Genomic DNA, 23,197 nt, shown 5'->3' with positions numbered 1-23,197 from the left:
AGCAACGCCGCAACTACAAGTAGTAGCCGAAAAGTTTTATCAAGACCGAACAGGTAAAAATCGCATGAGGTTTTACTAGCGTCAAAGGATTAGGCGATCCTGACTTGGTTGCGGCCCATGTCCTTGGCTTCATACAACGCTTGGTCGGCCTGACTCACCAGGTCGTTGGGGCTGTCCACGGTTAGTTCCGGGGTGGCTGCCACCCCGGCGCTCACCGTAATGCGTATTTCCTGCTCCCCGTCGCGCACCGCACTCTCCTGTACCAAGCGGCGCAGGCGTTCACCCACCGCGCGGCAGTCTTCCCGGGAAGCGGCGGGCAGGATGGCCAGAAACTCCTCGCCGCCGTAGCGGACCAACACGTCGCCCTCGCGCATGACCGAGCGGGCCAACTTGGCCATGTGGACCAACACACGGTCGCCCACCAGGTGGCCGTACGTGTCGTTGACGCTCTTGAAATGGTCCAGGTCGAACATAACCACCCCCAGGGGGGAGCTGTCGCGCACCGCCCGGCCGAACTCCTCCTGCAAGCGGGCCAGGCCGAAGCGGCGATTATAGATTCCGGTGAGGGGATCCAAGGCGGCCAGGCGCTGCAAACGTTCGTGGGCCAAGCCGTTGTTTAGGGCCAGAGCCAGCCCTGGGCGCAGCAGTTCCAGGCGGTGCAGGCCCTTTTCGTCGAAGGCCTCACCCGTGGCCAATACGATGACTCCAATGGGCACCGATTTGTACATCACCGGCTCCACCAGCACCTCGCGGGGCTTGAAGTCGGCCAGCACTCCCTCCACGGTCAACTCCGGGGGCAACAGTACCCGCTGTAGCTGGCCGGTTCGCATGGCAGCGCGCACATGGTCGCTCTGTCCCAAATCGGCAGGGCCCCGCAGGCCATGGGAGGCCGCCATCTTGAGTTCACCCTCTGTTTCCACCAACAGGGCCCCGGCGCTGGCCCGGGTGTGACCCATGAGCTGCCGCAGGGCCTGTTCGGTCAATGCCTCCAACTCCATTTGGCTGGCCAGCAGCCGACTGAACTCGCTCACCGCTCCCTCGCTCTGGTGGGCCTCGGCCAGGGCGCCCACCAGATTGTTGAAGGCCTGGGCGCTCTCGCCGATCTCATCGCTGGAGTCTACGGCGATGTAGCAGTCCTCAGGGGAGCAGTCCTCCATGCCGTCGCCGGCTGCCATATGATTCAAGTTGCCCTCAACCACCCGCATACGTTCGGCCAGCAGGCGAAGCCGCTTCCCCACCACGCCGCGAGCCAAGCCTATGTTAGCCGTTCCGACCACGAAGCCAGCACCCATGCAGGCGGCGAAAAACCAAGGGGTGAGCACCATCTGGGCGGGCACCCCCATGAGCACCATGAAGAATGGAAAGACCACGCCCATGGCCAGGCCCAACCCGATCATCCAGATGGCCAGGTCGAAGAAGACTTTTTTGGTAAGGCGTATCATCGAGCGACTCCTGGGAAAAACAAAAACGGCAAGCTCTTCATTTTGCAAAGAGGTTTTAATTTAGTGCCGACCCAGCGGGCGCCAGGCAACCGGTTGGCAAAGGGGCGCCGATCGCAGCTGAGGATCCTTTCTATCTCCTCCGGGGGCAGGGGGCGCGAAAAGTAGAAGCCCTGCACTATCTCGCAGCCACAGGAGGCCACCGACTCCAGCTGGGGGAGGGTCTCGACCCCTTCCACCACCACCTGCTTGCCCATGCCGTGGGCCAGGGTGGCGATGCTGGCCACGATGTTGACGCTGTCGGCGTCTCCGGGCAGGTCATCAACGAAGGATTTGTCGATTTTCAACACGCTGAAGGGCAGCTTTTTGAGATAGTAAAGCGAGCTGTAGCCGGTGCCGAAGTCGTCTATGGACACCTCCACCCCCAGCCGGTGAAGCTTGGCCAGCGCCTCGCGGCCCTTTTCCACCGAACTCATAATCACGCTTTCGGTGACCTCCAGTTCCAAGCGCTGAGGCGGACAGCCGTGCTTTTCCATTATCTCAGTGACGGTTTCGGCCAGGTCGTCTTCCCATAACTGGTGGGCCGAAAGATTCACCGCCACCCGTTCCACCGGCAACCCCCGCTCCATCCAGAGGCGAATCTGTCGGCAGGCCATTTCCAGCACTTGGACGCCCAAGGGCGCGATGAGATCGGCATCTTCGGCTACGGAAATGAATTGGTCGGGCATCAGCAGGCCCCGTTGGGTGTGCCGCCAGCGCACAAGGGCCTCAAGGCCCCGCACCCGGCCGGTGGCCAGCTCCACCTGGGGCTGGTAGTGCAGAATGAACTGCTTTTGCTCCAGGGCGGTACGCAGCTCGCTCTCCAGGGCGAGCCGCTCGACAACCTCCTGGTTCATGGTCTCATAGAACATTTTGTAGTGGTTGCGGCCCAGCTGCTTGGCCGAGTGCATGGCGGTGTCGGCGTGTTGGACAAGCTCTTCGGGAGTTTGGGCGTCGCCGGGGTAGAGGCTCAGGCCGGCGCTGATGGTCAAAAACAGCCGATGGCCGTCCACATCCAGGGGAAGATTCACGCTCTCCAGCAGGCGCCGCGCCTTGTCTTCGGCATCCGCGCTGCCCCGCTGGGTGACCGAAACCGCAACGAAGTGGTCGCCGCCCCAGCGCACCAGGCTGTTGTCCTGCTCCAGGCCCCGCCGCAGGCGCCGGGCGACTTCCTGCAGGGTCCGGTCCCCCGCCTGGTACCCGAGCGACTCGTTGACCAACTTGAACTGGTCCAGGTCCAGATAGGACACCACCACCTGCTCTCCGCTTTGGTCGGCCTGGGCCATGGCCTCTTGCAGCAGGTCCTGCAAGGCGTCGCGGTTGGGTAGGCTGGTCAGGGCGTCGTGTCGGGCTAGGTACTCAGTGCGCTCCTGGGCCTGGTGCAGGGGGCTGAGGTCGGAGGTGCTGGCCACGAAGCCGTATCGCTTGCCGGAGCCGTCCTCCACCGTAGAGATGGTGAGCAGGCCGGGGAATATCTCGCCGTTTTTGCGGCGGTTCCATATCTCGCCGCGCCAGGAGCCGGGGCCTTTGATCTCCTGCCACATGCGGTGGTAAAAGCCTTCGTCGTGGCGGCCGGAGCGGAACAGGCGGGGATTTTGCCCGATGAGTTCATCCCGGCTATAGCCGCTTATCCGGCACATGGCGGGGTTCACGTCCAGGATGACCCGTCGTAATCGGTGACTAGGATACCGTTGGTGGCGTTGTCGAACACCTGCCCCGCTCGGGACAGGGACTCCTCCATGGCCCGGCGCTGGGTGACGTCCGAGGCGATGGAGATGATGGCGCGGCGGCCGTCGGGCATCTCGCCCAGGGAGGCGGAGCTGAAATCCCAAACCAGGCGCGCGCCCTGCTTGGTGATAACAGTCTGCTCGCCGTGGGCCACTCTGCCTTGGATTGCGTATATCTCCGAAAACTCTTTTTGAACTTCCTCCGCATCCCGGTCAAGGGCTTTTTGGCGCCAGGCGTTAAAGTCCGGAATGTCCTCGGTGGCCCAGCCTGAAATCTCTCGCCAGGCTCGGTTCATCAGAACCAATTGGCCGTCCTCGGCGTGGATCATGGCCGGCAGGGGCAGGTCCAGCAGAGCGGTGCGGAACTGGCGTTCCCGCTCCAGCAGATGGGCCTCATCGGCCACTATCATCCGGTGTTGCTTCAGCCCGTCGGACAGGGCCGCCAGAATTTCCTTGTTGTGGGCGGGTTTGGTGAGCAGCCTGAAAACCTGGGAGGTGTTGATGGCTTTGGTGGCCGCCTGCAAATCGGCGAAGCCGGTGAACAGTATGCGCACCGTGTGGGGCCATCGCTTCCTTACCAGGTCCAAGAACTGTATGCCGTCTACATCAGGCATCCTGAGATCGCTCATCACCACCCCGAAGGGACCCTGCTCCTCCAGCAGAGCTATGCCTTCCTTGGCGCTCGAGGCGGTGGTCAAATCAACGCGCCCCCGGGCGGCCTGGCTCAAGATGTCCAGGATGGCCGCATCATCGTCCACGGCCAAGGCTTTTTTACTGTAGATTATCTCCTGCTCGAAATGCATATGCTGGCCCTTTTCGCTTTTTTCGCGTGCAGCGTGCTCTTTCGAGTTGTTCTTGTCGGGAGGCACTAGCTTACCTTTGGCAAATGCGAGAGGGAACGGGGCGGGGAGGCAGGGCGCCGCGCAAACCAACTATCGTAATCAGCATCGTTGCAATCCTCGTAACCACAGGTCATTTGGTATGCCCGCTGCCGGGTCATCTGCTCAAGAGTGTGTTTGGTCTTTATCTAAGACCTCCCTTATGATGCGCGCGATGTCTCTGGGCATGAGCGGCTTCAGGGCCAGGCGGGTCACTCCTATTTCTTGTGATGAAACAGAGGAGAGCCGCTCAGAGAAACCCGTGCACATGATTATAGGCAGGTCCGGTTTGATGGCTAGGATTTCGCTGGCCAATTGAACACCATTCATCTTGGACATGGTGAAGTCGGTAATTAACAGGTCAAACTCGTCGGGCGCGGATTGAAAGGCTTCCAATGCTTCTTGGGCCGAGGTGAAACCCTGCACTTTGTAGCCAAGACGGGACAAGGTTTGCTTGCCGATATCCACCAGAGCAGGCTCATCATCGACGAATAGTATGCTTTCGCTTCCCCGGCGCAGTTCTGGTGGCGACGAGGATGCCTGTTCTTTGTCTGGCTTGGCCTCAGCCAGCGGCAGGTAAACATGGAAGGTGGAACCTTCCCCTGGTTCGCTGTAGACCGTGATGGCCCCGCCGTAGTCATTGACTATGCCGTGGACCACCGACAGGCCCATTCCGGTCCCCTTGCCCACATCCTTGGTGGTGTAGAAGGGCTCGAAAATGCGCTCCTGCACTTCCCTTTTCATGCCCACACCGGTGTCGCCCACACTGAGCCGCTGGTACCTACCGGGAGCCAGGCCCACATATCCATCTGCGGTCAACTCGTCGATATCAACCACATCCAAATCCACGCTCAATACCCCACCCGTTTCTTCCATGGCCTGGGCAGCGTTGTTGCACAGGTTCAGGAGGATCTGGTGTATCTGCACTGGGTCGGCCATGATTTTGCCGGTGCCAACGGGAATGTTTTGCTTGATCTCGATGGTGGTGGGTATGGTGGCACGGAGCATTTTCAAGATTTCCTTGATGATGGGCTCCAAGTCCAAGGCAACCTGCTCATGTTCGGTCTGGCGGCTGAAGGAGAGTATTTGGCAGGTCAGTTCCTTGGCCCGCTGGGCGGAATCAATGACCGTCTTGATGTTTTCCGCCGCCTCGGAATCGGCTGGCAGGCTGTCCTGGGCCAACTCGCTGTAGCCCATGATCGCCGCTAGGATGTTGTTGAAGTCGTGGGCTATGCCGCCAGCCAGGGTGCCGATGGCCTCCATCTTCTGAGCCTGCCGCAGTTGGCTCTCCAGTTTCTCCTTTTCCCGGCGGGCCCACTTGAGCTCGGTGATCTCGTGGGCGATGGTGGCAGCGCCGACCAGTTGTTCCTGGTCATCGCGCACCGGCGAAACCGATAGCGACACATCCACCAGGCTGCCGTCCTTGCGCCGCCGCACGGTTTCGTGGATTCTGATGGCCTCTCCCCGGCCCACGGCGGTGAGCACCTGCTCCACTTCGCCACGCTTGTCCTCGGGCACGATCAGGGAAATATGCTGGCCTATGGCCTCCTCGGCGGTATAGCCGTATATGCGCTCGGCAGCATCGTTCCAGGAGGTGATGATGCCTTGCAGGTCCTTGCCGGTGATGGCGTCTTGAGAGGATTCCACAATGGCCGCCAGCCGGTTGATGGCTTCCTGGGCGGCTTTGTATTCGGTGATGTCCTCGCCGGAACTCAGGGTGCCGGTGATGTTGCTCTCGGAGTCCTTTATGACCGTATTGAACCAGCGAATGAGCCTTTGCTCTCCGGAGTCGCTGATCACCGTATTTTCCTCGTAGGTGTGCAACTCCACCATGCCTGCCATGATATTTTCGTGCACGGCCCGAATTCGCTGGCGCGAATCTTCGGGGATGTAGCTGGTAAACCAATCCTGGCCCACTGCTTCCTCGACCCGACAACCCAGCAGCTGGCAGCCTTTGCGGTTGATCAGTTCGATGCGGCCCTGCTTGTCCAAGGCCAAGAGAATCACCCCAGCGGTGTCCAGGTACTTCTTAGAAAGATCGCGCTCTAGGCGCAATTGGTTTCGGGCTGATTTTTGGGCTGTGATGTCCTGGAAGGTGCCACCAATGCGCACTATGGCACCGTTTTCCCACTTGGCCTCTCCCTGGGCACGGACCCACAAATGCCTGCCTTTCGCGGTTATGAAAGGCAACACCAGATTATAAGGCTCGCCTTTCTCAAGTGCCTGCTCCACCGCATGTCGTATGACCGGGCGGGCCTCGGGTGCGTAAAACTCGATTGCCTCTTCCAAATTGGGATCAAAGTCCGGGTCCACCTCGTGAATGCGGTAAATGCCATCGGTCCATTTCTGCCTGAGGGTTTTTGCATCCAACTCCCAGCCGCCGATCTTGGCAATTGCCTCGGTCCGGTGAAGTAGGTCCCTGCTCTCACGCAACTCTTTTTCGGCGGCCACCTTTGCCGAAATGTCCCGGATTATACCGACCAACCCCACCACTTCGCCTCGGTCGTTGGTCTGATAATAAACGCTGGTCTCCCCTGGGAAGACTTTTCCATCTTTTCTGCGGTAATTAATGGTTGCAACAAAGGTGCGATCTTTTAAGTGCTCTTGAATCTCCCGGCCCATACGGGCGAATTCTTCCTGACTCTCATACAAAACGGAGGTTGCTTGTCCCCTGATTTCATCCAGGGTGTAACCAAAAACATCCGTGAACGCGATGTTGCAATCGAGGATATTACGGTCTGTGCCGGCAATGAGGATGGCATCGCGAATGCTGGCATAAAGGGTGCGGAATTTCTCTTCACTATCGGCCAGGGCCAGTTCGGCCTCCTTGCGCTGGGTGATATCGTTGAGGATACCTTCAATGGCGATCAGTTGGCCTTGTTCATCACGGACCGCAACGTTGCGCTGGTTTATCCACCTGACTTCCCCGTTTTTATGCAAGAGTTGATACTCATAAGTTGGTGGGACTTCGCCCTTCTGCAGGCGGCTCCATTGTAAATTTAAATAGGAATGCCAGTCCGGTGGGATTATCTCCTTGATCAGGAGCGGGTTTGCATACCATGTGTCTGGTGGATATCCAGTAAGAGTCTCTGCTGCCCTGCTGACAAAATCATATTTACCATCAGGCAAAGACATCCGGTATATCATGTCTGGGGAATTGTCTGTCAGGCGTCGGTATTTCTTTTCGTTTTCGGACAAAGCCAGTTCGGCTTTTTTGCGCTCATTTATGTCTTGAACTGTTCCAGATAGGCTGAAGACTTTACCGGCTTCATTTCGATGTGCCTTTCCTATGGTCTCGGCCCAGATGACACTCCCGTCGCGGCGGATGACACGAAACTCCTCGCGATAGAGCCGCCCCTTCTCAATAGCGTCGCGCACCGCCTGGTCGAGACGCTCCCAGTCCTCGGGATGGAAAAAATCCTTATGCTCCCACCAAGGGGGTTCGCCTTGGGCGGGGTCGCGGTCGAAGATGCGAAACATCTCTTGCGACCAGATGGGCTTGTCCTGGGCTACTTCGTATTGCCAGCTCCCGATCTTGGCTGTGGTCTGGGCTTCGACCAGGGCCGTCTCGCTTTCCTTAAGCTTTCGCTCCAACTCCCTGGGCCACAGGACGATGGGCTGTTCCTGGGCCAGCACCGCGTCCACCTCGCCACGGCGTAGGGCGTCCAGCATCTGCTCTGCCTCGGCCAGGCGCTGCTCCAGCTCTTCCTGTCGCTGCTCGAGCTGTTCGTAGGTCGGCTTTTTGTTCTGAGGCATCTAGGCGGCTTCAATCTGGTGGATCAAGCTGTCCACGTCCTGCAGATTGCCCACCACCCTGGTCACGCTGCCGGGCAGCCCAATCAACAGGGTGGGCGTGAGCAATACCTTGTTGTCCAGGGCGGTGCGGTGGTCCTCATATACGTCGACCACTTCAACCAAGGAGGGATCGATGGAGTTTTGTTTGACGATGCGCTCCAGGTTCTTCCTGGCCAGGGCTGAGTTGGGCTCGTCACCGGCCAAGAACAGCCGCAGGAACCGCAGCTGGCTTTGGCCAGGCTTGGTTTTCTTGGCCATCACGCACCGCCCTTCTTGCCCTCGCGGGTGGGCTTTTTGGCCTCGGGTGAGTCGGCCCTGAGGCCCTGGCGCATCTCTCCCCGCTTTTGCCGCCCCTGATGCCATAGATCAAGTTCCAGGCGGGCAGCTGCAAGCTCAGCCTCGGCCAAGGCCAGCTCGCTTTCCTCCAGATTTCGCTGATTGTGGACAGCGGCCTGCTTTAAAGCCACCGCCCGCTCCATTTGCTTGACCACGGCCTCGCGGCGGTGAAGCTCGGCGGCCTCGCGCGCTTCCTGTTCCTTGCGGGCGGTTCCGGTCTTGACCTCACCCGTGCCCTTGTACAGGTCCAGGAACTCGATTCCCTGATCACTCATGAGGTACTCGCGGTACTGGTTGGAGTGGGCCATGCCCCGCGACTTGAGCACCAGCAGCATGCGGTTCATCTCGCCGCCGGATTCCATGTAACGCAGGAAAACCAGGGAGTCCAAAAGGGTGGAGACACCCATGCCCGAGATATCGTGGACATTGGACATGCCGTCGATCTGATTCAGCAGCAGGGTAGTGACTCCGTGCGACTTCAGGTGGGTGATCAGGCGAGCCGCAAAGTTGAAACCCGCCTCGGGGCCGCCCAGGCGCAAAAAGGCGCTAATGGCGTCCACGACGACATGATCGGGGTTGAAGCTTTTCACCTGGTCCACGATGTGAATGAGGTGCTCCTCGCCCCCCATGGACTCCGGCATAACCGTGTGGAACCTCAGGTTGCCCTTTTTGACCACAGGCTCCAGGTCCAGGCCTGTGCTACGCATTCCGGCGATAATTGCCGAGCTGGCCTCCTCGAAGCCCACGTAAAGCACCCTTTCGCCCTTGCGGCAGGCGGCGTTGGCGAAGATGCAGGCGAAGGTCGTCTTGCCGGTGCCGGTCTCGCCGGTCAAGAGCACCGAGGAACCCCGGCGATAACCGCCACCTAACACCTCGTCCAGCACCGGGTGACCGCTGGAAACCGTAGATGTGAGTGGCCCCTTGTCCAGCTTGGTGCTGCTCAGGGCAATCAGCTTGATGCCGCCGGGGGCGATGATGAAGGGATACTCGTTGCGGCCCGTGTCCGAGCCCCGGTACTTGATCACCCGCAGGCGCCGGGTGGTCATTTCCTGCTCCACCCGCTGATCCACGTAGACCAAGCAGTCGCACATGAACTCGATCTGGCCCAGGTCGGTTTGGCCCTCCGATTGCGCCGGAGCTCGCGCGGTGATCAGCGAGGTAAAGTTGTTCTCCTCCAGCCAGATATGCAGCTCTTGCAGGGCCTGGATCCGTTGATCGGGGTCGCTGAACGCTTGGAGCAGAACCTCCACCGCGTCCAGGATCACGAGTTTTACTTTTTTCTCCCGACTCAGGCCCTTTACCACGGCCAGCAAGCCGCCTAGGTCGAACTCACCGCTCTTCTGGGACCCCAAAGCGGGTCGCCCGTCCACGAACACCAGGCTTCCCTGCTTTTCCAGCGCGGGGAAGTCGAAACCAAGCGAAGCAGCGTCCCGGGTGGTGGCCTGATGGCTCATCTCAAAGGAGAGATAGAGACATGCGTCGCCCCGCCCGGCGCAGTTGGCGGCGATATTGGTGCACAGGGAGGTCTTGCCGCCGCCCGGCCCGCCCACCAGGGCGGTGGTGCGGCCCAGGGGCAGGCCGCCTTGCAGCACCACGTCCAGACCTTCGGTGCCGGTGGGAAGCTTCTTCACGGCTTGGATTCGGGGCTCGGGATTGCTGCTGGTTGCCTTCTTGGCGGCCATGCAAAACTACCTTTCAAATGATGCCGGATGATGGGCTGTGGATTGGCAATAATCACCAATCACGCTTGCATGAGCACTGCTGCCCATCACGAAAATATCGGCCTTAATTTTGCCGGGAGTAACGGGAGTAATGTTAAGAAGGCGCTGGCGGTGATCAGAGATGTTTATCTCAACAGAGAAACCGCTATCCTCGGACCATGTTGGTTTATCAACACGCTCCACTACTGGCATTTGGCGAGGGCAGGCCATGACCTTTGTCAGTTCAATTCAAGGTACCTTAATTATACCTGATAGGATCAGATAAATATTTATATTAATTATATATTTTAACTTATTTGCATCCCATTGGTTTCATTGAAATAAACCCTAGTGAAAATTAGGATATTTTGAGAACCTTTCATTGATTAGACCAAAGTTCGCTACAGATTCGGTTCGCCAGTGTTACGGTCCAGGCCCCTGCATGGAAATCAGGGGCACTCTGATTTATCCTGGGTGGGCTAGGGAGATTCAGGTTTGAGGGAGGTAAGGCAAGCTACAGTTTGCGCGGCAAGGGAGAGGTGTAGGTGATGCTAAGATGAGATGAGTGTGGTCATCCCCCCGCTTTGGGACAATGGTCTTGGGTACTTAGAGACCATTAAAGGGAGGGTTGACCATGATTTATGTTGGCATGGACATTCACAAGAAGACCACGACTTTTTGCGCTTTGGATCAGGAGGGCAAAGTCATCCACCGGGGTACGGTTCCCAGCGGTGAAACTGGATGGCTTGATGCAATCCATCGTTGGCCCAAAGACGAAATAGCGGTTGCTCTTGAAACTGGCTCCATGACCTGGTGGGTGGTGGATGTGTTGCGTGAGGCTGGAATTGAGCCCATCGTGGTCGACGCCCGTCAATTCAAAATGATCGCCGACAGTAAGAAGAAGAGCGACCGCCACGATGCCCGGGCCCTTGCCGATGGGCTGCGAGGTGGCTTGGCTGAGCGAATCGCGGTCAATGTGCCTAGAGAAAAAGCACGTCGGGCCCGCTCTTTGATGCAGACTCGGCAGCAAATTCTCAAGCAGCGCAATATGACGGTAAACGCAGTAAAGGCCATGCTGCGTTCGGTTGGGGTGGAGATGAAAAAGGCCCAATGGCCCAAGGATAGCCACTGGGAAAAAGTCCTTGATAATCCGGCGGTGCCCATTTGGATGAAGCCATTCCTGATCACCCAACGCAGCATCTGGGACCACTTGGAGCAGCAAAGGCAGGAGTTTGATGCCTTGGTCCATGAGGAGTTGAGCTGTTGGCCTGAGGCGCAACTGCTTCTGGAGATGCCCGGTTTCGGCCCCATCGTCACCCTGGGCATTCTCAGCGGCATAGATGACATAAAGCGTTTCAGGCGCTCAAATCAGCTGGCCAGTTATGCCGGTCTGATCCCCTCGTCCCGTGACAGCGGAGCGGTGCAACGCCGGGGAGGGATAACCCGCCAGGGACGAAGTCTGATGCGCTATTTCGCGGTGCAGGCCGCCTGGGCGGCCATGCGCAGTAAGAATCTCACGATCCCTTTGCGTAAATGGTCCCGCAGGCTGATTGTGAAGCGGGGAAAGAAGGTGGCTGCAGTTGCCTTGGCCAGAAGACTTCTAGTCCTGGCCCACAAGCTATTGACCACCGGAGAAGTTTATAACTCCAAATACCCAGTCGTGGCCTGAGCAAAAAGGAGATTGTTGGCCTAAAAAAAGCGAACGCGCTATTCGAGGATTGGCGTCGAACCTGAAATACTTGCTTGTGGCCGGGACCACGTTGCTAAGATGAGGGGCGCCAATTCTCGATCCACATCCATGCGCCGGGTCTTAACTGAGCGCGAAGAGAAGCTTGAAAGCGCGATCGCCCTTAAACTGGCTTTGTCCGGAAAAAAGGAAAAGGCCTATTGATAAATTTTGCCCTTGACCAGAATGACCACACTCAGAGAAGAAAGGTTGATTGCTGAGCTGCATCAACTTAAATCAACTTGTTGTTGCTCTGTTAAATTGTTGTCCTTGGTATCCACTTATCCTCTGACGAGAGTACAGATGCACGAGGACGCGATGATGCAGGCGAACGAGATAACCCTGCCGAGGTACATCCTTCTGCCGCCCGAGGGAGAGACTACCGAATAACCGACGCCCATCCCGCCCAGGACATGGGCGGACGCCACCCTTATGAGTGGCGCCCAGGGTAGCGACGGGTTTCAGGGTTGGCCGGGCTCTTCCCCCGGAGTGGGCTGGAAGGGGGCGAGAAACTCATCTAGCTTTCGCCGCAACTCGGGGTCCTGAACGCCGCGCAGGACGTCATCATCTCCGGTCGCCCCGGTTGTGCGGCTGGGGGAAACCTTACCCCCGGGGAAAAATTCAGCAAGCCCCTGCCGAAAAACCTCATACCGCCGCTCAACGTCCCTGTCGCCCCGAACTGCTTTCTCAAGACGACCAACTCTTTTATGTATGGCTCTCATTGCACGATCTCCGGCCCAAGTCGTTTTTCGAGCGCCTCAAGGCGCGCTTCCAAGTCCTCAACTTCCAAGGTCCGCCTAAGCGCCTCAATCAGGTCGGCAATAGGTTTCGCTTCGCCTGGTGACAACTCGCCATTACTCACCGCTGCCAGCAATGCCGACAAAGCCTTAGAGGCGCCACAGGCATTCTCAATGGGGGGCAATCCAAGGTTGACCGGGCTGTCCCTGCGCGGCGGGATCAGCCGCTCCAGGCAAAGGCGCAGGGCCGCCACGTCGCCCCCCAGAGCGAGATCCACCGCTCGGCGGGTCAAGGCCTCGCTTTCGCCGTCCAAAAGCTCCTGGGCCGCCATGGTGGCCTTGTGGCGGGTGCCGGGCTTTTTCCCTTTGGGGTTGCCGGAACGACCTGGTTTAAACCTTCCGGTCTTGTCACGGCCCTGCATTCCCCCTGCATTTGCAGGCTTTCCCATCAGTAGCCGCGCCCCTGAACCAACTGTTCCAACAACATTTCGATGCCGGTAAGTGTTTGGGACTGGACGCTTTCCTCATCCAGCTTGGCGGCCATGTATCGCGCCTGGGCCCCGAGCCAAAGGCAGTTTAGGCCCTCCGTGTCCTGCTCCAGTTCAATATACCGTTTTCCTGTTGCCTCAACTCGTTGGGCAAACGTTAGCAAGTGCTGATAGGCGTCAACCCTTTCTTCACTGGGTGGCCTGCCCTCGTCCGGCTGGTCGGGGGGCTGGGTCTCGATGGTGGTTGCCGGAGCGTTTCCTTGATTATTCTTCATTGCTTTCTGACTCCCTGCGCGATGCGCTCAAGATGTTGTTCGATGGCCTGCATGATGCCGAGAAGGGCTGCCCCGAATTTCGCCACGCCAGCCACCGATGATTCTTCCCAGGGGCCTTCCGGTTCACCTAGGTCGGCGAATTATCGCGCCTCCGCAGCGTAGCGGTGGCCCAAGCCGTTCAAGAACTCAAGGGCTTCGGCGAGGTTCGCGTTAACTCGCAAGTTGTCTTTCGGTGTTGTCATTAAAATCTCCTGTGAGTTTGAAGTTTGGACAAGGGTGCTCGGCCCCCGGCCACTGGCCCGGATGGCCATCCCAGGGCGAGCCCCGGCAAAGGCCAAAAGCGTTGCGGGTATCACCTGATCCGTGCTTAAAGGTCTCGCAGGTTCGGCACAACACCAGGTTGTCTATCTTTGGCTTTTCGTGGTGGCCCCATGCAAACGCGATGGTGTTAGATTCAGGAGCCGCGGTCTGCTCCTGGTTGTCTCCAGCCTCACCCGCATCGCCGTGGGATCGTTCATCGACAGAGCCCTGCGGCTGCGGGGCGAGGGAAACCTTCTTGGGGGCCGCACTGTCGATGCCCGCCTTGACCCACAAGCGAAGGTCAACGTCAGCCTGGAGGGCCTCTGTTGGGTCCTTGCCCTCGGGCACCGGCCAGCGCACGGCTTGCTGGTAGATGTCGCGACACCAGCCCCAGGCTGCCTTGGCCCCGGCCTCGTCATAGTCGAGGGCTTGGAGGATCGTGGCCGCCGCCATGAGCCGGTCGTGGGTTTCGGCATCCGGCCGCGCTTGAGCGCTCCCCAGGGCCACGGCGGTCACAATATCACCGGCCACCTGGGCCAACAGCAGAGCATCAAGCTCGCTCTCAACCACAACCACCACGGGGCCGGAGCCCGCCACCAGACAGCGGTTAGCCGATCCCGGCAGACGGTAATAACGGGGTTCGCCATCCCAACGCCGAATCTTGATGCCCACCACCTCGTTGTCCTGACCGAAGGTGGGGATCACGATACCGGCCGGAATCCACAACAGCTTGGGCTTGCCTTTGCGCGGCCCGTCTTCATGGAGCACCTCAGGCAAACCCCAGGCGCTACGTTCACGGTACGAATTCTTGAGGAGCAGACCCAGGCGGAAGGCTTTTATGCTCTCCAGGGTCAAACCACGGCCCCTCAGATACGAAATTGCCTTGGCATCGCCCAAGAGTTGGGCGTGGGCCCGCGTGACTAGGTCCTCAGCTTCATCAGCCCAGAGGGACAGGGGCTGCGTGGCGGCCTTCGGGGCCCAGGGCGTGGGCTGGGACTTGGCCACGGCCCGTAGGGGCCGCTTGGGCAGGTCAAGTCCAAGGCGTTCCATGGCCGCAGGATAGGCCATGCCGTGAAACTCCATCAGGTAGCCAGGGAGGTCCCCCGACTTGTTGCACTGCCTGCACCACCAGCGCCCAGTCTCCGGCCACAGGTGGAAGCGGTCCCGGCCACCGCAGTGCGGGCAGGGCCCGGCATGCTCACCGCCGCCGGTGCTGGACACCCGCTTGGCCACGTAGCCATCGGCTCGGTACAGGTCAGGTAGGGTGGTCATTGGGTCCCTCCGATAAGGCGGCATGGCCCCAAGGGGGGCATGGGAGAAAACCCTGCCCGGCGATTCCCGGCAGGCTTTTCTCCCCCCCCCTTTAGGGGGGCGGGTATTGACAGGTTTAAAGTTATGTAAAATCAGGTAGATAAACTTGGCAGATTTGATTTTCGACAGGTATAAAATTTGACAGGTTTGTTTGCGGGCATTATCGAGCCAAAACAGCAGGTTAATACTCGACATGTTTTTTTCTTGCCGGGTATCCACCAGGTTAAAATTTGACGGGTATAAACTCATGCGCTGGGCTCCGTCACCGGCCGTAATACCAATTTGGGTGTGGACTTCGGCCCGGCCAATATCTGGACCTCTTCCACAAGGCCCTGGCGCAACGCGGTATCAATCGTCCGGTCGAGGTGGGAGGCTTTCCAGCCGGGCAACCAGTCCTTGAGATTGCCCCTGATACCAGCCCCAGGCGACCTGCTTAGCTCGCGCCGGCTGTACTCGCCGCCGTCCTCGGCCAGGGCCCTGGCGAACGCCTCTGTGGTTAGCACCGCGCGGTCTCGCTGTAGGTTTGCGGGAATCAAAACCCCGCCGGGGCCACGTTCGAAGTAGACCGGGCCAGGCCACTGCGGAGCATAGTTGACCTTGACCAGGTCTAGCTCGGCGTAGTCTCGATGGTTTTGTACTCCGTACATTTCGGCGTCAGCCCGAGTCATCACGCGCAGCCCGGCACCCCACCTGATTGAGTCAACAAGGCCTGACGACCCCCGAAAAACTGTGTCGGCGCTCATGCGCCCTTGGTCTGATAACCCTTTAGGACTGTGGTGCGTAAACAACACCACCAAGCCCGGCACAGCCGCAACCATTTGCTCCCACATCTGGGAGTGGGCTACTGCATGCTCTGCACGGTTTTCATCAAGCCGTGATGTTCGCGATTTGGGGTCGACGAGCAGAAAACGTATCCCCAACTTGATGACCGCCTCTAAAAGCTGATAGTAGGTCTCGGTGAGTGTGGGGTTGCCGGCAGCGTCAAGCTCAACTAGGGGGCGCATCCTGCCGACCATGGACACAACATACAGGTTCGTTTCTAGCGCCTCTATGTGTTGTGGGCTCAGACCCCACACCTTACCGATGTCATGTAGGCGGCGCCGCGCTTCCGACTCCACGTCCTCAAGCAGCACTATCATTGCAGGGCGTGCGCCGGCCGGCTGAAAGGGGCCGAAGGTTCTGCCCGTCGCGGCGGATATCGCCATTTGCGTAGCGATAAAGGTCTTGCCCCCGCCCCCCGAACCACCAAGGCCAGCCACCAAGCCCTCAGGCACGACCTCGTCAAATAGGTACTTACGGGGTGGTGGATCCTCACGGAACCACTCGCCGGGACAGGGCTTGCACTCAAACGGGTTGGGCGGCGGCCCATAATTCGCCCGCTCCTCCTCGACGCGGGCATCAACCGCAGCCTTCATGCAGGCGTGGTCTTCGGCGCTCCCTGGGCCGGGATCACCCCGAAGCGCTGTTACCGGCCCACCAGCCATTACAGGCCCTTCCAGATAAGGTCGGTCCAATCGTATCCGGTAGGATCGTAGGCGCCAGACTCATCGTTGGACCAGTCGCCCAAATCAATCATCGAACTGTCCACGTCGCCCAACAGGTTGGCCGCGGCGCCAATCGGCCATGCGAGGCGGCCAAGCAGCCCTCCGTCTCCGGGCGTCCCGTCAACTTCGCCCGCCATCAGATTCTTTGCCGTGCGGGCCTTGGCCTTCATGAACGGGTCCAGGATGGGGATGTTCACCCCCTTCACGGACAGGTTCATGGGCTTGGCGCGCAAGATGTCGTTCTGCAAAGAGGCCAATAGTTGCTGACCCTCGGCTGTGGAGGGCTGCACGCTCTTCTTGCCCGGTTGCGGTGGACTGCCAGTTAGTGAATCTCCGCTCGCCAAGCCGCCAAGCAGGGCTGTGCCGCCTGTGACCAGCGCGGGTAGTAGGTCAGACCAACCCATGGCTAGTTCTCGCCGTCGGAGGAGGTGGACTCGCGGAGGTTGTCTTCGATCCAGCGGTCGAGGTCGGCCAGCCGATACCGAACAGCTCCGCCGAGTTTACAAAAAGGCGGGCCACCGCCTCTGAGCCGCCAGTTCTCAAACGTGCGGTGCGAAAAGCCGCAGTAATCGGAGGCTTGGGGGGAGGTTAACAACGCGGGTGGGATGGGATAATTGGAAAAGCCTGCCATACCTAATCTCCTTAGGTTTGCCAGGCTTAATTATCGGGCCCCCGGCGCGACTCGGGGGGGTACGTTCTCTTGCGGTTAGAATACTGGGATTCCGCTGCGCCCCGCTACTGCAAACTGCACAGAATTAAATTACCCAACAATTTGCCATGGTTGCGGGCGCAAAAAAGGTTTTTTGCGACAGCGGAATCTCTATTACGAGGAAAACATATTGGCCGAGGGCGGATGCCGAGACGCCCTGGTGGTGTGGCAGCACGGCGGCGATGAAATCCTGCTGGACGGCAAGAAAGAAAGGACGTAGTGACCACGTTGGGGATTTGGTGAGGAGAGCGGCTCTGTTAGACTAGGGCCACACTCCAAAACTCGGCGGCAGTCTCGTGGGCGATTACTTTGACGGTGCCAGATTAAAGGTTGATAGGGCCAAGCACCACATCGGTGAACTTAACTCTATTTTGCAACACATAAGCCAGTCTGACTTCTATCGTCTCGTGGTTAAGGAAAACATCCATACGGGACGCAACAGCCTCTGCCTTGAATTCAACGCCCAACTCCCGTCGCGTACCGCCCTCGTTGTTGGGGATGCCATTCATAACCTCAGGGCGGCGTTGGATTTAGCTGTTTGGGATTCGGTTCTTAGGACGGGGGAAACACCAGACGATAGGCTAATGTTCCCGTTTCGCAAGACTAGGCGGGACCTTGAAAAAGCCGTCAAACAAATACTTAAAAAGGAAACCACCTCAACTATCGGCCAGCTCATAATTGATGATATTAAGCCATACCCTGGAGGGAATGACGCCCTGTACGCCCTCCACAGCCTGGACATCTACGACAAGCACAAAATCATTATCCCCACCTTGGCTACGACCTTGGTGAGCGGTGTGTCTGCAGAAGGGGACAAGGGAACAAAATTCATCAACGGAACCCTTGAGGTCAGGGAGGGCAGAGAACTTCTTGCAATAAACACGTCCGAAAATCTTAAGATCACAAACAAGGGTAAGGCTAATCTCGACATGTTTTTCGGTGACCCAATGCCCTACAAGGGCCAGCCGATTATCCCAACGCTCAACCAGTTCTTAAAACTCGTCTCTGAGACGGTCGATAAGTTCCAAGACCTCGTGAACCCCCCGCTATAAGGCTGAGGGGCCCAACATCCTTTTTCATTCAAACCGAACCACCACCTGAGGACGCCTTACGGCCTCCAGGCTGAGCTTTTGGGCTACAATGGGGGTAGGAGAAAGGGGGGACCATGCCGCTTTATCTAGAGCTCGGCCCTAATGATGATTGCTTTGTGGAATCCGAGGGCGTGGCCTTTGTCCTGACCAAGGACTTAAAGGCGTTCCGGCTGGAGGGGGACCAAAGGGCCCCTATCACCTCCGCGGAGGTGGTGGCCAAGCTGTCAACCATGGGCAAGGAGATTTCCCCTGAGAGGGCCTCCCAGCTGGCCTTGGAGTGGATAATGGACTGATCCCTCCCGCCAAACTCAGGCCCTCGCCTGGCCCTGAACCTATAAAAAGGGAAGCCGCTCTGGGAGGCCACGCAGCGGCCCCGCAAGCCGGTAAGCGTTAACTCAGGTAGCCGCTCCCGGGTAGGCGCGGTCCCCGGAGTAAGCGGCTTGTTTCCCATTAGTTTGTTGTTTTATGATTTTAATAATTGAGATTCTTGCCACCGAAAGGCAGATTGTTCGAATCAAAAAGTACGATGAGCATGCATGAATCCTACGTCTCCATTGCCAAATACCGCAGGCCCTCTTTGCCCAGAGTCCTGCAGCGCCAGCGGTTGCTGAACCTGCTGAAGGATAACCAGCATAAAAACATCTGGTTTGTAACCGGCCAGGCGGCCCAGGGCAAGACCACTCTGATATCCTCCTGGGCCGAAAAGAACACCTTACCCATTGCCTGGCTCAATGTTGGCGCCGAGGACGCTCCCCTGGAAAACTTATTCCTGTCTTTGGTGCACAGCCTGTCCATAGCTTTGGGCCGCGGGCCGGACCACCTGCTATCCGAGGCGGGCCTAGGCCGCATGCCGGTGCAGGACCGGGCTCAGGTCGTTTTTCTGGCGCGCCTGCTGTATGAAAACCTGCCTCCGGGAACCAGCCTGGTGCTGGACGGCCTGGATCGGCTGCCAGCAGACGCGTCCTCCCAGGAATTGCTGTCCGCCCTCATCGAGAACTTGCCTGAGGAACACCGGATCATCGTCCTGTCCCGCGAAATCCAGCCCTATCAGCCGGAGCTGACCATCAAGCGCCGGGCCTTCGCCTTGGGCAACCGCGATCTGGCCTGCACCGCCCAAGAAGTGGAATCCCTGTTGTTGCTCCTTACCGGTCAGGCCCCGGGTCAAAACCAGTTGGAGGCAATTTACCGGCTCAGCGAGGGCTGGATCGGGGGAGTGATCCTGTGCGGCCAAATACTGCGGGGGATGCCCGAGCTGGGACAATTGGATTATTTCCAACTGGAGGTGGAAAATAAAGTAAAGGACGAGGTGTTCCAATACATCGCACGCAATCTCTTTCAAAGCGAGACGGCAAGGGTGCGTGATTTTCTCGTGCGTTGCGCCCCGCTGTCGGTGTTGGAACCGAGCGTTTTGGCCGAACTGACCGGAGAGTCCAAGCCCCAGGAGATATTGGATCAACTTTGCCGGCGTCATCATTTCATCAGTTCGTCGCTCGACAACGAGTTCGGCCGGGTCTACCGTCTGCATCAGCTTTTCAGCGAATTTTTGCAAAGGCTCTACCGGGAGCAGTTGTCACCAGCGGAGCAAAGAGATTACATGCTGCGGGCCGGGCAGGTCATGGCCGGGCGCGGATACTGGGAGGAGGCGCTTCGCTGCTACCACGAGGCCGGAGACCACCAAGCCGCCGCCTCGGCCATCAAACGGCTGGGCCCCGAGTTGCTGGACCAGGGCAGGTTGACCGATTTGGAGCGCTGGATCGGCAAAATCCCCGCCCCCTTGGTAACCGGGGACCCCTGGTTGCTTTACTACCAGTGCCGCACCTTGCTATGGAAGGATTTCGGCTATGTGACGCGCGCCCTGCCGGAGTTGAAAATGGAGTTCGCCCGGCGCAAGGACGACCGAGGAATGCTGTTGTCATTGGCCCTTTCCTTGGACGGGCATCACCTCGCCCTTCCCTGGAGCGTGCTCGAGGCCGGCGTCAAGGAGGCCAAGTGCTTTTTGGACCAATTGGGGCCCGCGCTTTACCCGGCGGAACGGGTGGGGCTGTTGAGCAACATCGCCCTGCTGTATGCCGTAAGGGGCAGCGCGCGCGAGGCGGTGTGGGCCTGCGAACAGGCGGAGCTCATCGCCGCGGAACTCGACAATCCGCCGCTTACCCTAGGGCTGCTGATCCATTACATAGATGCCTTGAACTTCACGGGGGACCTCCAAAAGGCGGAGGACAAGGGCAGACAGCTCATCGCCCTGAGTAAGCAGTCCCCGTTGGGCGAGTTGCCGGCGGAAGCTTTCGCCCCCTTGAGCTATCTGAACCTACTCCAGGGCAATCTCGACCTGGCGCGCCGCTACTTGGATTTCGGCGGGGAAAAGATCGCGCGCAAGGGTTTAATGTACCTGCTACCGGTGCATATCATCTATGACACCCTCTGGTCGGCCTTGATCGGAGACCATGAACGAGCCAAGATCTGCGCCGCAAAATACGGTGCCATCCCCCCAGAAACCGTAACCCCATTCCTGCGGGCCACCAGCAAGGAGCTTTTGGCCATTAGTCACGCCCGCAGGTACGAGCCGCAGCTGGCCTGGGATATGGCAGACCAGGCCGTGACCGAGCTGGACACCGATCTTTGCATGGCGGTGCAGCATTTGGCCTCCAGCTTAATGGTCAAGGCGATGGTGGGCCGCGACCTGGGGCGCCGGACCTCGGAGCTGGAGCCATTTGCCCGCCGGGCCCACCAGCTGTATGCGGACCACGGAGCCATCCAATTGCTCCACGAGAGCGAGTTGTTCTTGGCCTTGCTGGCCCACGACCAGGGGCTGGGCTCCCCGGAGGTGAAAGGATGGTTGCTGCGAGCCGCCGACCGACGCCGCGGGAAAGGCTACGGCTATTTTATGCTGCTGCGGGCCCAGGAGGTAGCCGAGCTTATCGTTTTGTCTCTCGCGATGGGCGCAGTCTCCCAGGCCCGCGAATTGATGGCGATCATGGCGCAGAGGCAGGAGCCGGACTACCGCCGGGCGGCGGAAGAACTTCTGAAACACCCTGACCAACGAGTGGTCGATTTGGCCTTGGAATGCAAGCGCTCGGTCTGGAGAAACCGCGCTCCCCTGCTGGAGATCAATGTGCTGGGGGGGGATTCGGTAAAGGTGGGGGAACGCGTTCTGGGCAATGGCGCCTGGGGACGCAAACAGGCCAAGCTGCTGCTCATGGCCCTGGCGGTTCTGGGTCCTTGGGGGCTGCCCAAAGAGCGCCTCATGGAGGCCATCTGGCCGGACAGCGATCCCGAATCCGCCGAGCGCACCTTTCGCGTGACCCTGCACCGCTTGCGCAAAGCCCTGGAACCGGAACTGAACAACGACCTGGGTTCTTCCTATGTGCTATTGGAGGGGGGCCGAATATCTCTGAACCGCGAGTGTTGCCGCTTGGATGTGGAAAATTTCCGTGACCTGCTCCGGCAAGCCGCCCAGGCGCGGCGCGATGGAGACGAAGAAGGCCTTTTGGAACTGTTGGGGCGGGCGGCGGATAGTTACGCCGGCCCTTTGCTGGCCAACGAAGAATATTTGGAATGGTGCCGGGAGCCCCGGGAAAAACTTACCGACGAGTACGCCGACCTGTTACAGGAACTGATGCGGTTACAGGAGGAGGCTTGGCAGGTGGCCCAGGCCATGGAGACCGCCAAACGGCTCATCGCGGCGGCTCCTTGGCGCGAGGAATCCTATCAGCGATTGATGCTGATACAGCAGCGTAGCGGCCGCATCGGCGAGGCCTTGCAGACCTACCAGCAGTGCCGCCGATGGCTCAAGGAACACATGGACGCCGAGCCCGGGTGGGTGACGGAGTCCATCCGGCAGAGTATCACCGACCAGCGCGACTGACCCAGACGGACCACATCGCGTAATTAAGCTATAAAATTAAACTTGTCCCGCCCAATCCTCTCGCGCTTTGCCCCTCTGATCAAAATGGTAACACCTTGGTAACGGCCCATACCTATCCTGAATTTCCATAGATAAGTTTTTATCGCATCGGGGGGCACCTGTGACCAACACGCCCCAAGTGTCAGGAAACCGACACTACCCAGAATGGTGGCGACTCCCCCGAAACTACTCCGCAACCTATTGATACGGTTATTTTTATCTTGGCAAGGAGGTGTGCCAATGGCCAATGACGCCCAGAGCAGCCCCAGTGGTGGAACCCTCCGCATTACCTACGGCCTTTTGGCTGGGGTGCTGTGCCTGGTCCTGCTTTGGTCGTTTCCCGCGCCGGACTTGGCGGTGAGCGCCACCCAGGCGAGGGTGAGCGCGACAGATGACCATGCGAAGGCAATACCTTGCCACCTGCAAAAGAAGGTTTTGGATACCTGTAACCGGGCCGTCCAACAAGGGCTTATGGCTCCGGTCGGCGCGCTGGACCGTGCTACCCTGATTGCCCTGGTGGGGGCTTCGAGTGACCAGGTGCGCGCGGTGGCGGTTTACACCTTGGGCGAAATTCGCTGCTCCGAGGCAACAGCCACCCTGATCGCGCTGCTGGGCGATCCCGATCCCACCATGCGCCGAGTGGCCGCCCACGCTCTTGGCAAAATCGGTGGAGAGAAAGTGGTGGGGCCCTTGGCCGATCTGATAAATGATCGCAGCCAGCCGATCCAGGTGCGCTGCACCGCAGCCCGAGCCCTAGGCTGCATTGGGGGCCGGCATTCCGCCAAGGTTCTGCAGCAGGTGGTGCGGCACGACTCGGGCCAAGTACAGTCGGCGGCTATGGTGGCCCTGCACAGTGAGGCCATGATAATTCCCGCAAAACATCCAAATGCGGTTGATGATTGATCCTTGCGATTGAGGATCCACCGGCAGCCGAAATGGCTCCTGATGCTTACCCCCTGCTTACCCGCCAAAAAAAGGAGCTAGGCCAAAAGGCCTAACTCCTTGTAATTTTTGGCTCCCCGGGTCGGACTCGAACCAACGGCCCGGTGGTTAACAGCCACCTGCTCTGCCAACTGAGCTACCGGGGAAAACGTTGAGCGATTTTTACCATAGGGGCCCCAAGTCGTCAACAATATAGCGGGCTAAGGGTTACCTGAGCCCAATAATTGCTTGCCAAGGCCCGGCGCGGCGGCTATAG

The 23,197-nt window shown here is 59.0% G+C and carries 18 protein-coding genes and 1 tRNA gene; 6 read left to right on the top strand and 13 right to left on the bottom strand.

Features of this window, described 5'->3' with window-relative positions:
- Positions 1-89: 89 nt before the first annotated feature.
- From AACH32_RS11785 to kaiC, 6 genes are all read right to left on the bottom strand, one after another.
- On the bottom strand, positions 90-1,442 hold the full coding sequence (locus tag AACH32_RS11785; RefSeq protein ID WP_338599578.1) for a sensor domain-containing diguanylate cyclase: 1,353 nt from the start codon (positions 1,440-1,442) through the stop codon (positions 90-92).
- Complete coding sequence (locus tag AACH32_RS11780; protein ID WP_338599575.1) at positions 1,439-3,118, bottom strand: putative bifunctional diguanylate cyclase/phosphodiesterase; 1,680 nt, start codon at positions 3,116-3,118, stop codon at positions 1,439-1,441. The genes AACH32_RS11785 and AACH32_RS11780 overlap by 4 nt, the downstream gene beginning before the upstream one ends.
- 8 nt (positions 3,119-3,126) lie before the next feature.
- Entirely contained in the window at positions 3,127-4,008 is an 882-nt protein-coding gene (locus AACH32_RS11775) for a response regulator (protein ID WP_338599571.1), read from the bottom strand.
- Positions 4,009-4,209: 201 nt separating this feature from the next.
- On the bottom strand, positions 4,210-7,839 hold the full coding sequence (locus AACH32_RS11770; RefSeq protein ID WP_338599568.1) for a PAS domain S-box protein: 3,630 nt from the start codon (positions 7,837-7,839) through the stop codon (positions 4,210-4,212).
- Entirely contained in the window at positions 7,840-8,136 is a 297-nt protein-coding gene (locus AACH32_RS11765) for a circadian clock KaiB family protein (RefSeq protein ID WP_338599565.1), read from the bottom strand. It lies immediately after the preceding gene.
- Positions 8,136-9,896, bottom strand: a complete 1,761-nt coding sequence (gene kaiC / locus AACH32_RS11760) for a circadian clock protein KaiC (protein ID WP_338599562.1) — start codon at positions 9,894-9,896, stop codon at positions 8,136-8,138. The genes AACH32_RS11765 and kaiC overlap by 1 nt, the downstream gene beginning before the upstream one ends.
- Before the next feature lie 652 nt (positions 9,897-10,548).
- Between kaiC and AACH32_RS11755 the strand changes: the two genes are divergently transcribed.
- Positions 10,549-11,583, top strand: a complete 1,035-nt coding sequence (locus AACH32_RS11755) for an IS110 family transposase (protein ID WP_338606643.1) — start codon at positions 10,549-10,551, stop codon at positions 11,581-11,583.
- 775 nt (positions 11,584-12,358) lie between these two features.
- Here AACH32_RS11755 and AACH32_RS11750 read toward each other — a convergent pair.
- The 6 genes from AACH32_RS11750 to AACH32_RS11725 all read right to left on the bottom strand — a co-directional run bounded on the left by AACH32_RS11750 (position 12,359) and on the right by AACH32_RS11725 (position 16,926).
- Complete coding sequence (locus AACH32_RS11750) at positions 12,359-12,826, bottom strand: DUF5681 domain-containing protein (RefSeq protein WP_338599560.1); 468 nt, start codon at positions 12,824-12,826, stop codon at positions 12,359-12,361.
- Positions 12,826-13,140, bottom strand: coding sequence for a hypothetical protein (locus AACH32_RS11745; protein WP_338599557.1), 315 nt, complete (start codon positions 13,138-13,140; stop codon positions 12,826-12,828). The genes AACH32_RS11750 and AACH32_RS11745 overlap by 1 nt, the downstream gene beginning before the upstream one ends.
- Positions 13,141-13,350: 210 nt before the next feature.
- Positions 13,351-15,000, bottom strand: coding sequence for a primase-helicase zinc-binding domain-containing protein (locus AACH32_RS11740; RefSeq protein ID WP_338599554.1), 1,650 nt, complete (start codon positions 14,998-15,000; stop codon positions 13,351-13,353).
- Complete coding sequence (locus AACH32_RS11735) at positions 14,997-16,166, bottom strand: AAA family ATPase (protein WP_338599551.1); 1,170 nt, start codon at positions 16,164-16,166, stop codon at positions 14,997-14,999. Before AACH32_RS11735 ends, AACH32_RS11740 begins: the two co-directional genes overlap by 4 nt.
- 68 nt (positions 16,167-16,234) lie before the next feature.
- Complete coding sequence (locus tag AACH32_RS11730; protein WP_338599548.1) at positions 16,235-16,699, bottom strand: hypothetical protein; 465 nt, start codon at positions 16,697-16,699, stop codon at positions 16,235-16,237.
- 2 nt (positions 16,700-16,701) lie between these two features.
- Positions 16,702-16,926: a helix-turn-helix transcriptional regulator gene (locus tag AACH32_RS11725; RefSeq protein WP_338599546.1), complete on the bottom strand. Its 225-nt coding sequence runs from the start codon at positions 16,924-16,926 to the stop codon at positions 16,702-16,704.
- A 172-nt stretch (positions 16,927-17,098) separates the two neighbouring features.
- Between AACH32_RS11725 and AACH32_RS11720 the strand changes: the two genes are divergently transcribed.
- The 5 genes from AACH32_RS11720 (at position 17,099) to AACH32_RS11700 (ending at position 22,902) form a co-directional block, all read left to right on the top strand.
- A complete protein-coding gene (locus AACH32_RS11720; RefSeq protein WP_338599544.1) occupies positions 17,099-17,224 on the top strand; it encodes a hypothetical protein in 126 nt (41 codons plus the stop codon).
- A gap of 76 nt (positions 17,225-17,300) precedes the next feature.
- Positions 17,301-18,056 (top strand): hypothetical protein, encoded by a 756-nt coding sequence (locus AACH32_RS11715; protein WP_338599541.1) that lies wholly within the window; start codon positions 17,301-17,303, stop codon positions 18,054-18,056.
- A gap of 113 nt (positions 18,057-18,169) precedes the next feature.
- Positions 18,170-18,388, top strand: coding sequence for a hypothetical protein (locus AACH32_RS11710; protein ID WP_338599538.1), 219 nt, complete (start codon positions 18,170-18,172; stop codon positions 18,386-18,388).
- A gap of 233 nt (positions 18,389-18,621) precedes the next feature.
- The gene (locus AACH32_RS11705) at positions 18,622-21,960 is read left to right on the top strand and encodes a BTAD domain-containing putative transcriptional regulator (RefSeq protein WP_338599535.1); all 3,339 of its coding nucleotides are present in this window, start codon (positions 18,622-18,624) and stop codon (positions 21,958-21,960) included.
- 279 nt (positions 21,961-22,239) lie between these two features.
- Positions 22,240-22,902, top strand: coding sequence for a HEAT repeat domain-containing protein (locus AACH32_RS11700; RefSeq protein WP_338599532.1), 663 nt, complete (start codon positions 22,240-22,242; stop codon positions 22,900-22,902).
- 109 nt (positions 22,903-23,011) lie between these two features.
- On the opposite strand, the gene AACH32_RS11695 is transcribed toward AACH32_RS11700, so the two are convergent.
- A tRNA-Asn gene (locus AACH32_RS11695) sits at positions 23,012-23,087 on the bottom strand.
- Positions 23,088-23,197 lie beyond the last annotated feature (110 nt).

The organism is Desulfoferula mesophila (assembly GCF_037076455.1).
In the GTDB taxonomy this organism is placed as follows: domain Bacteria; phylum Desulfobacterota; class Desulfarculia; order Desulfarculales; family Desulfarculaceae; genus Desulfoferula; species Desulfoferula mesophila.
Note: the sequence above shows the minus strand (reverse complement) of the source record. Positions and strands in the feature narration are given on the sequence as shown.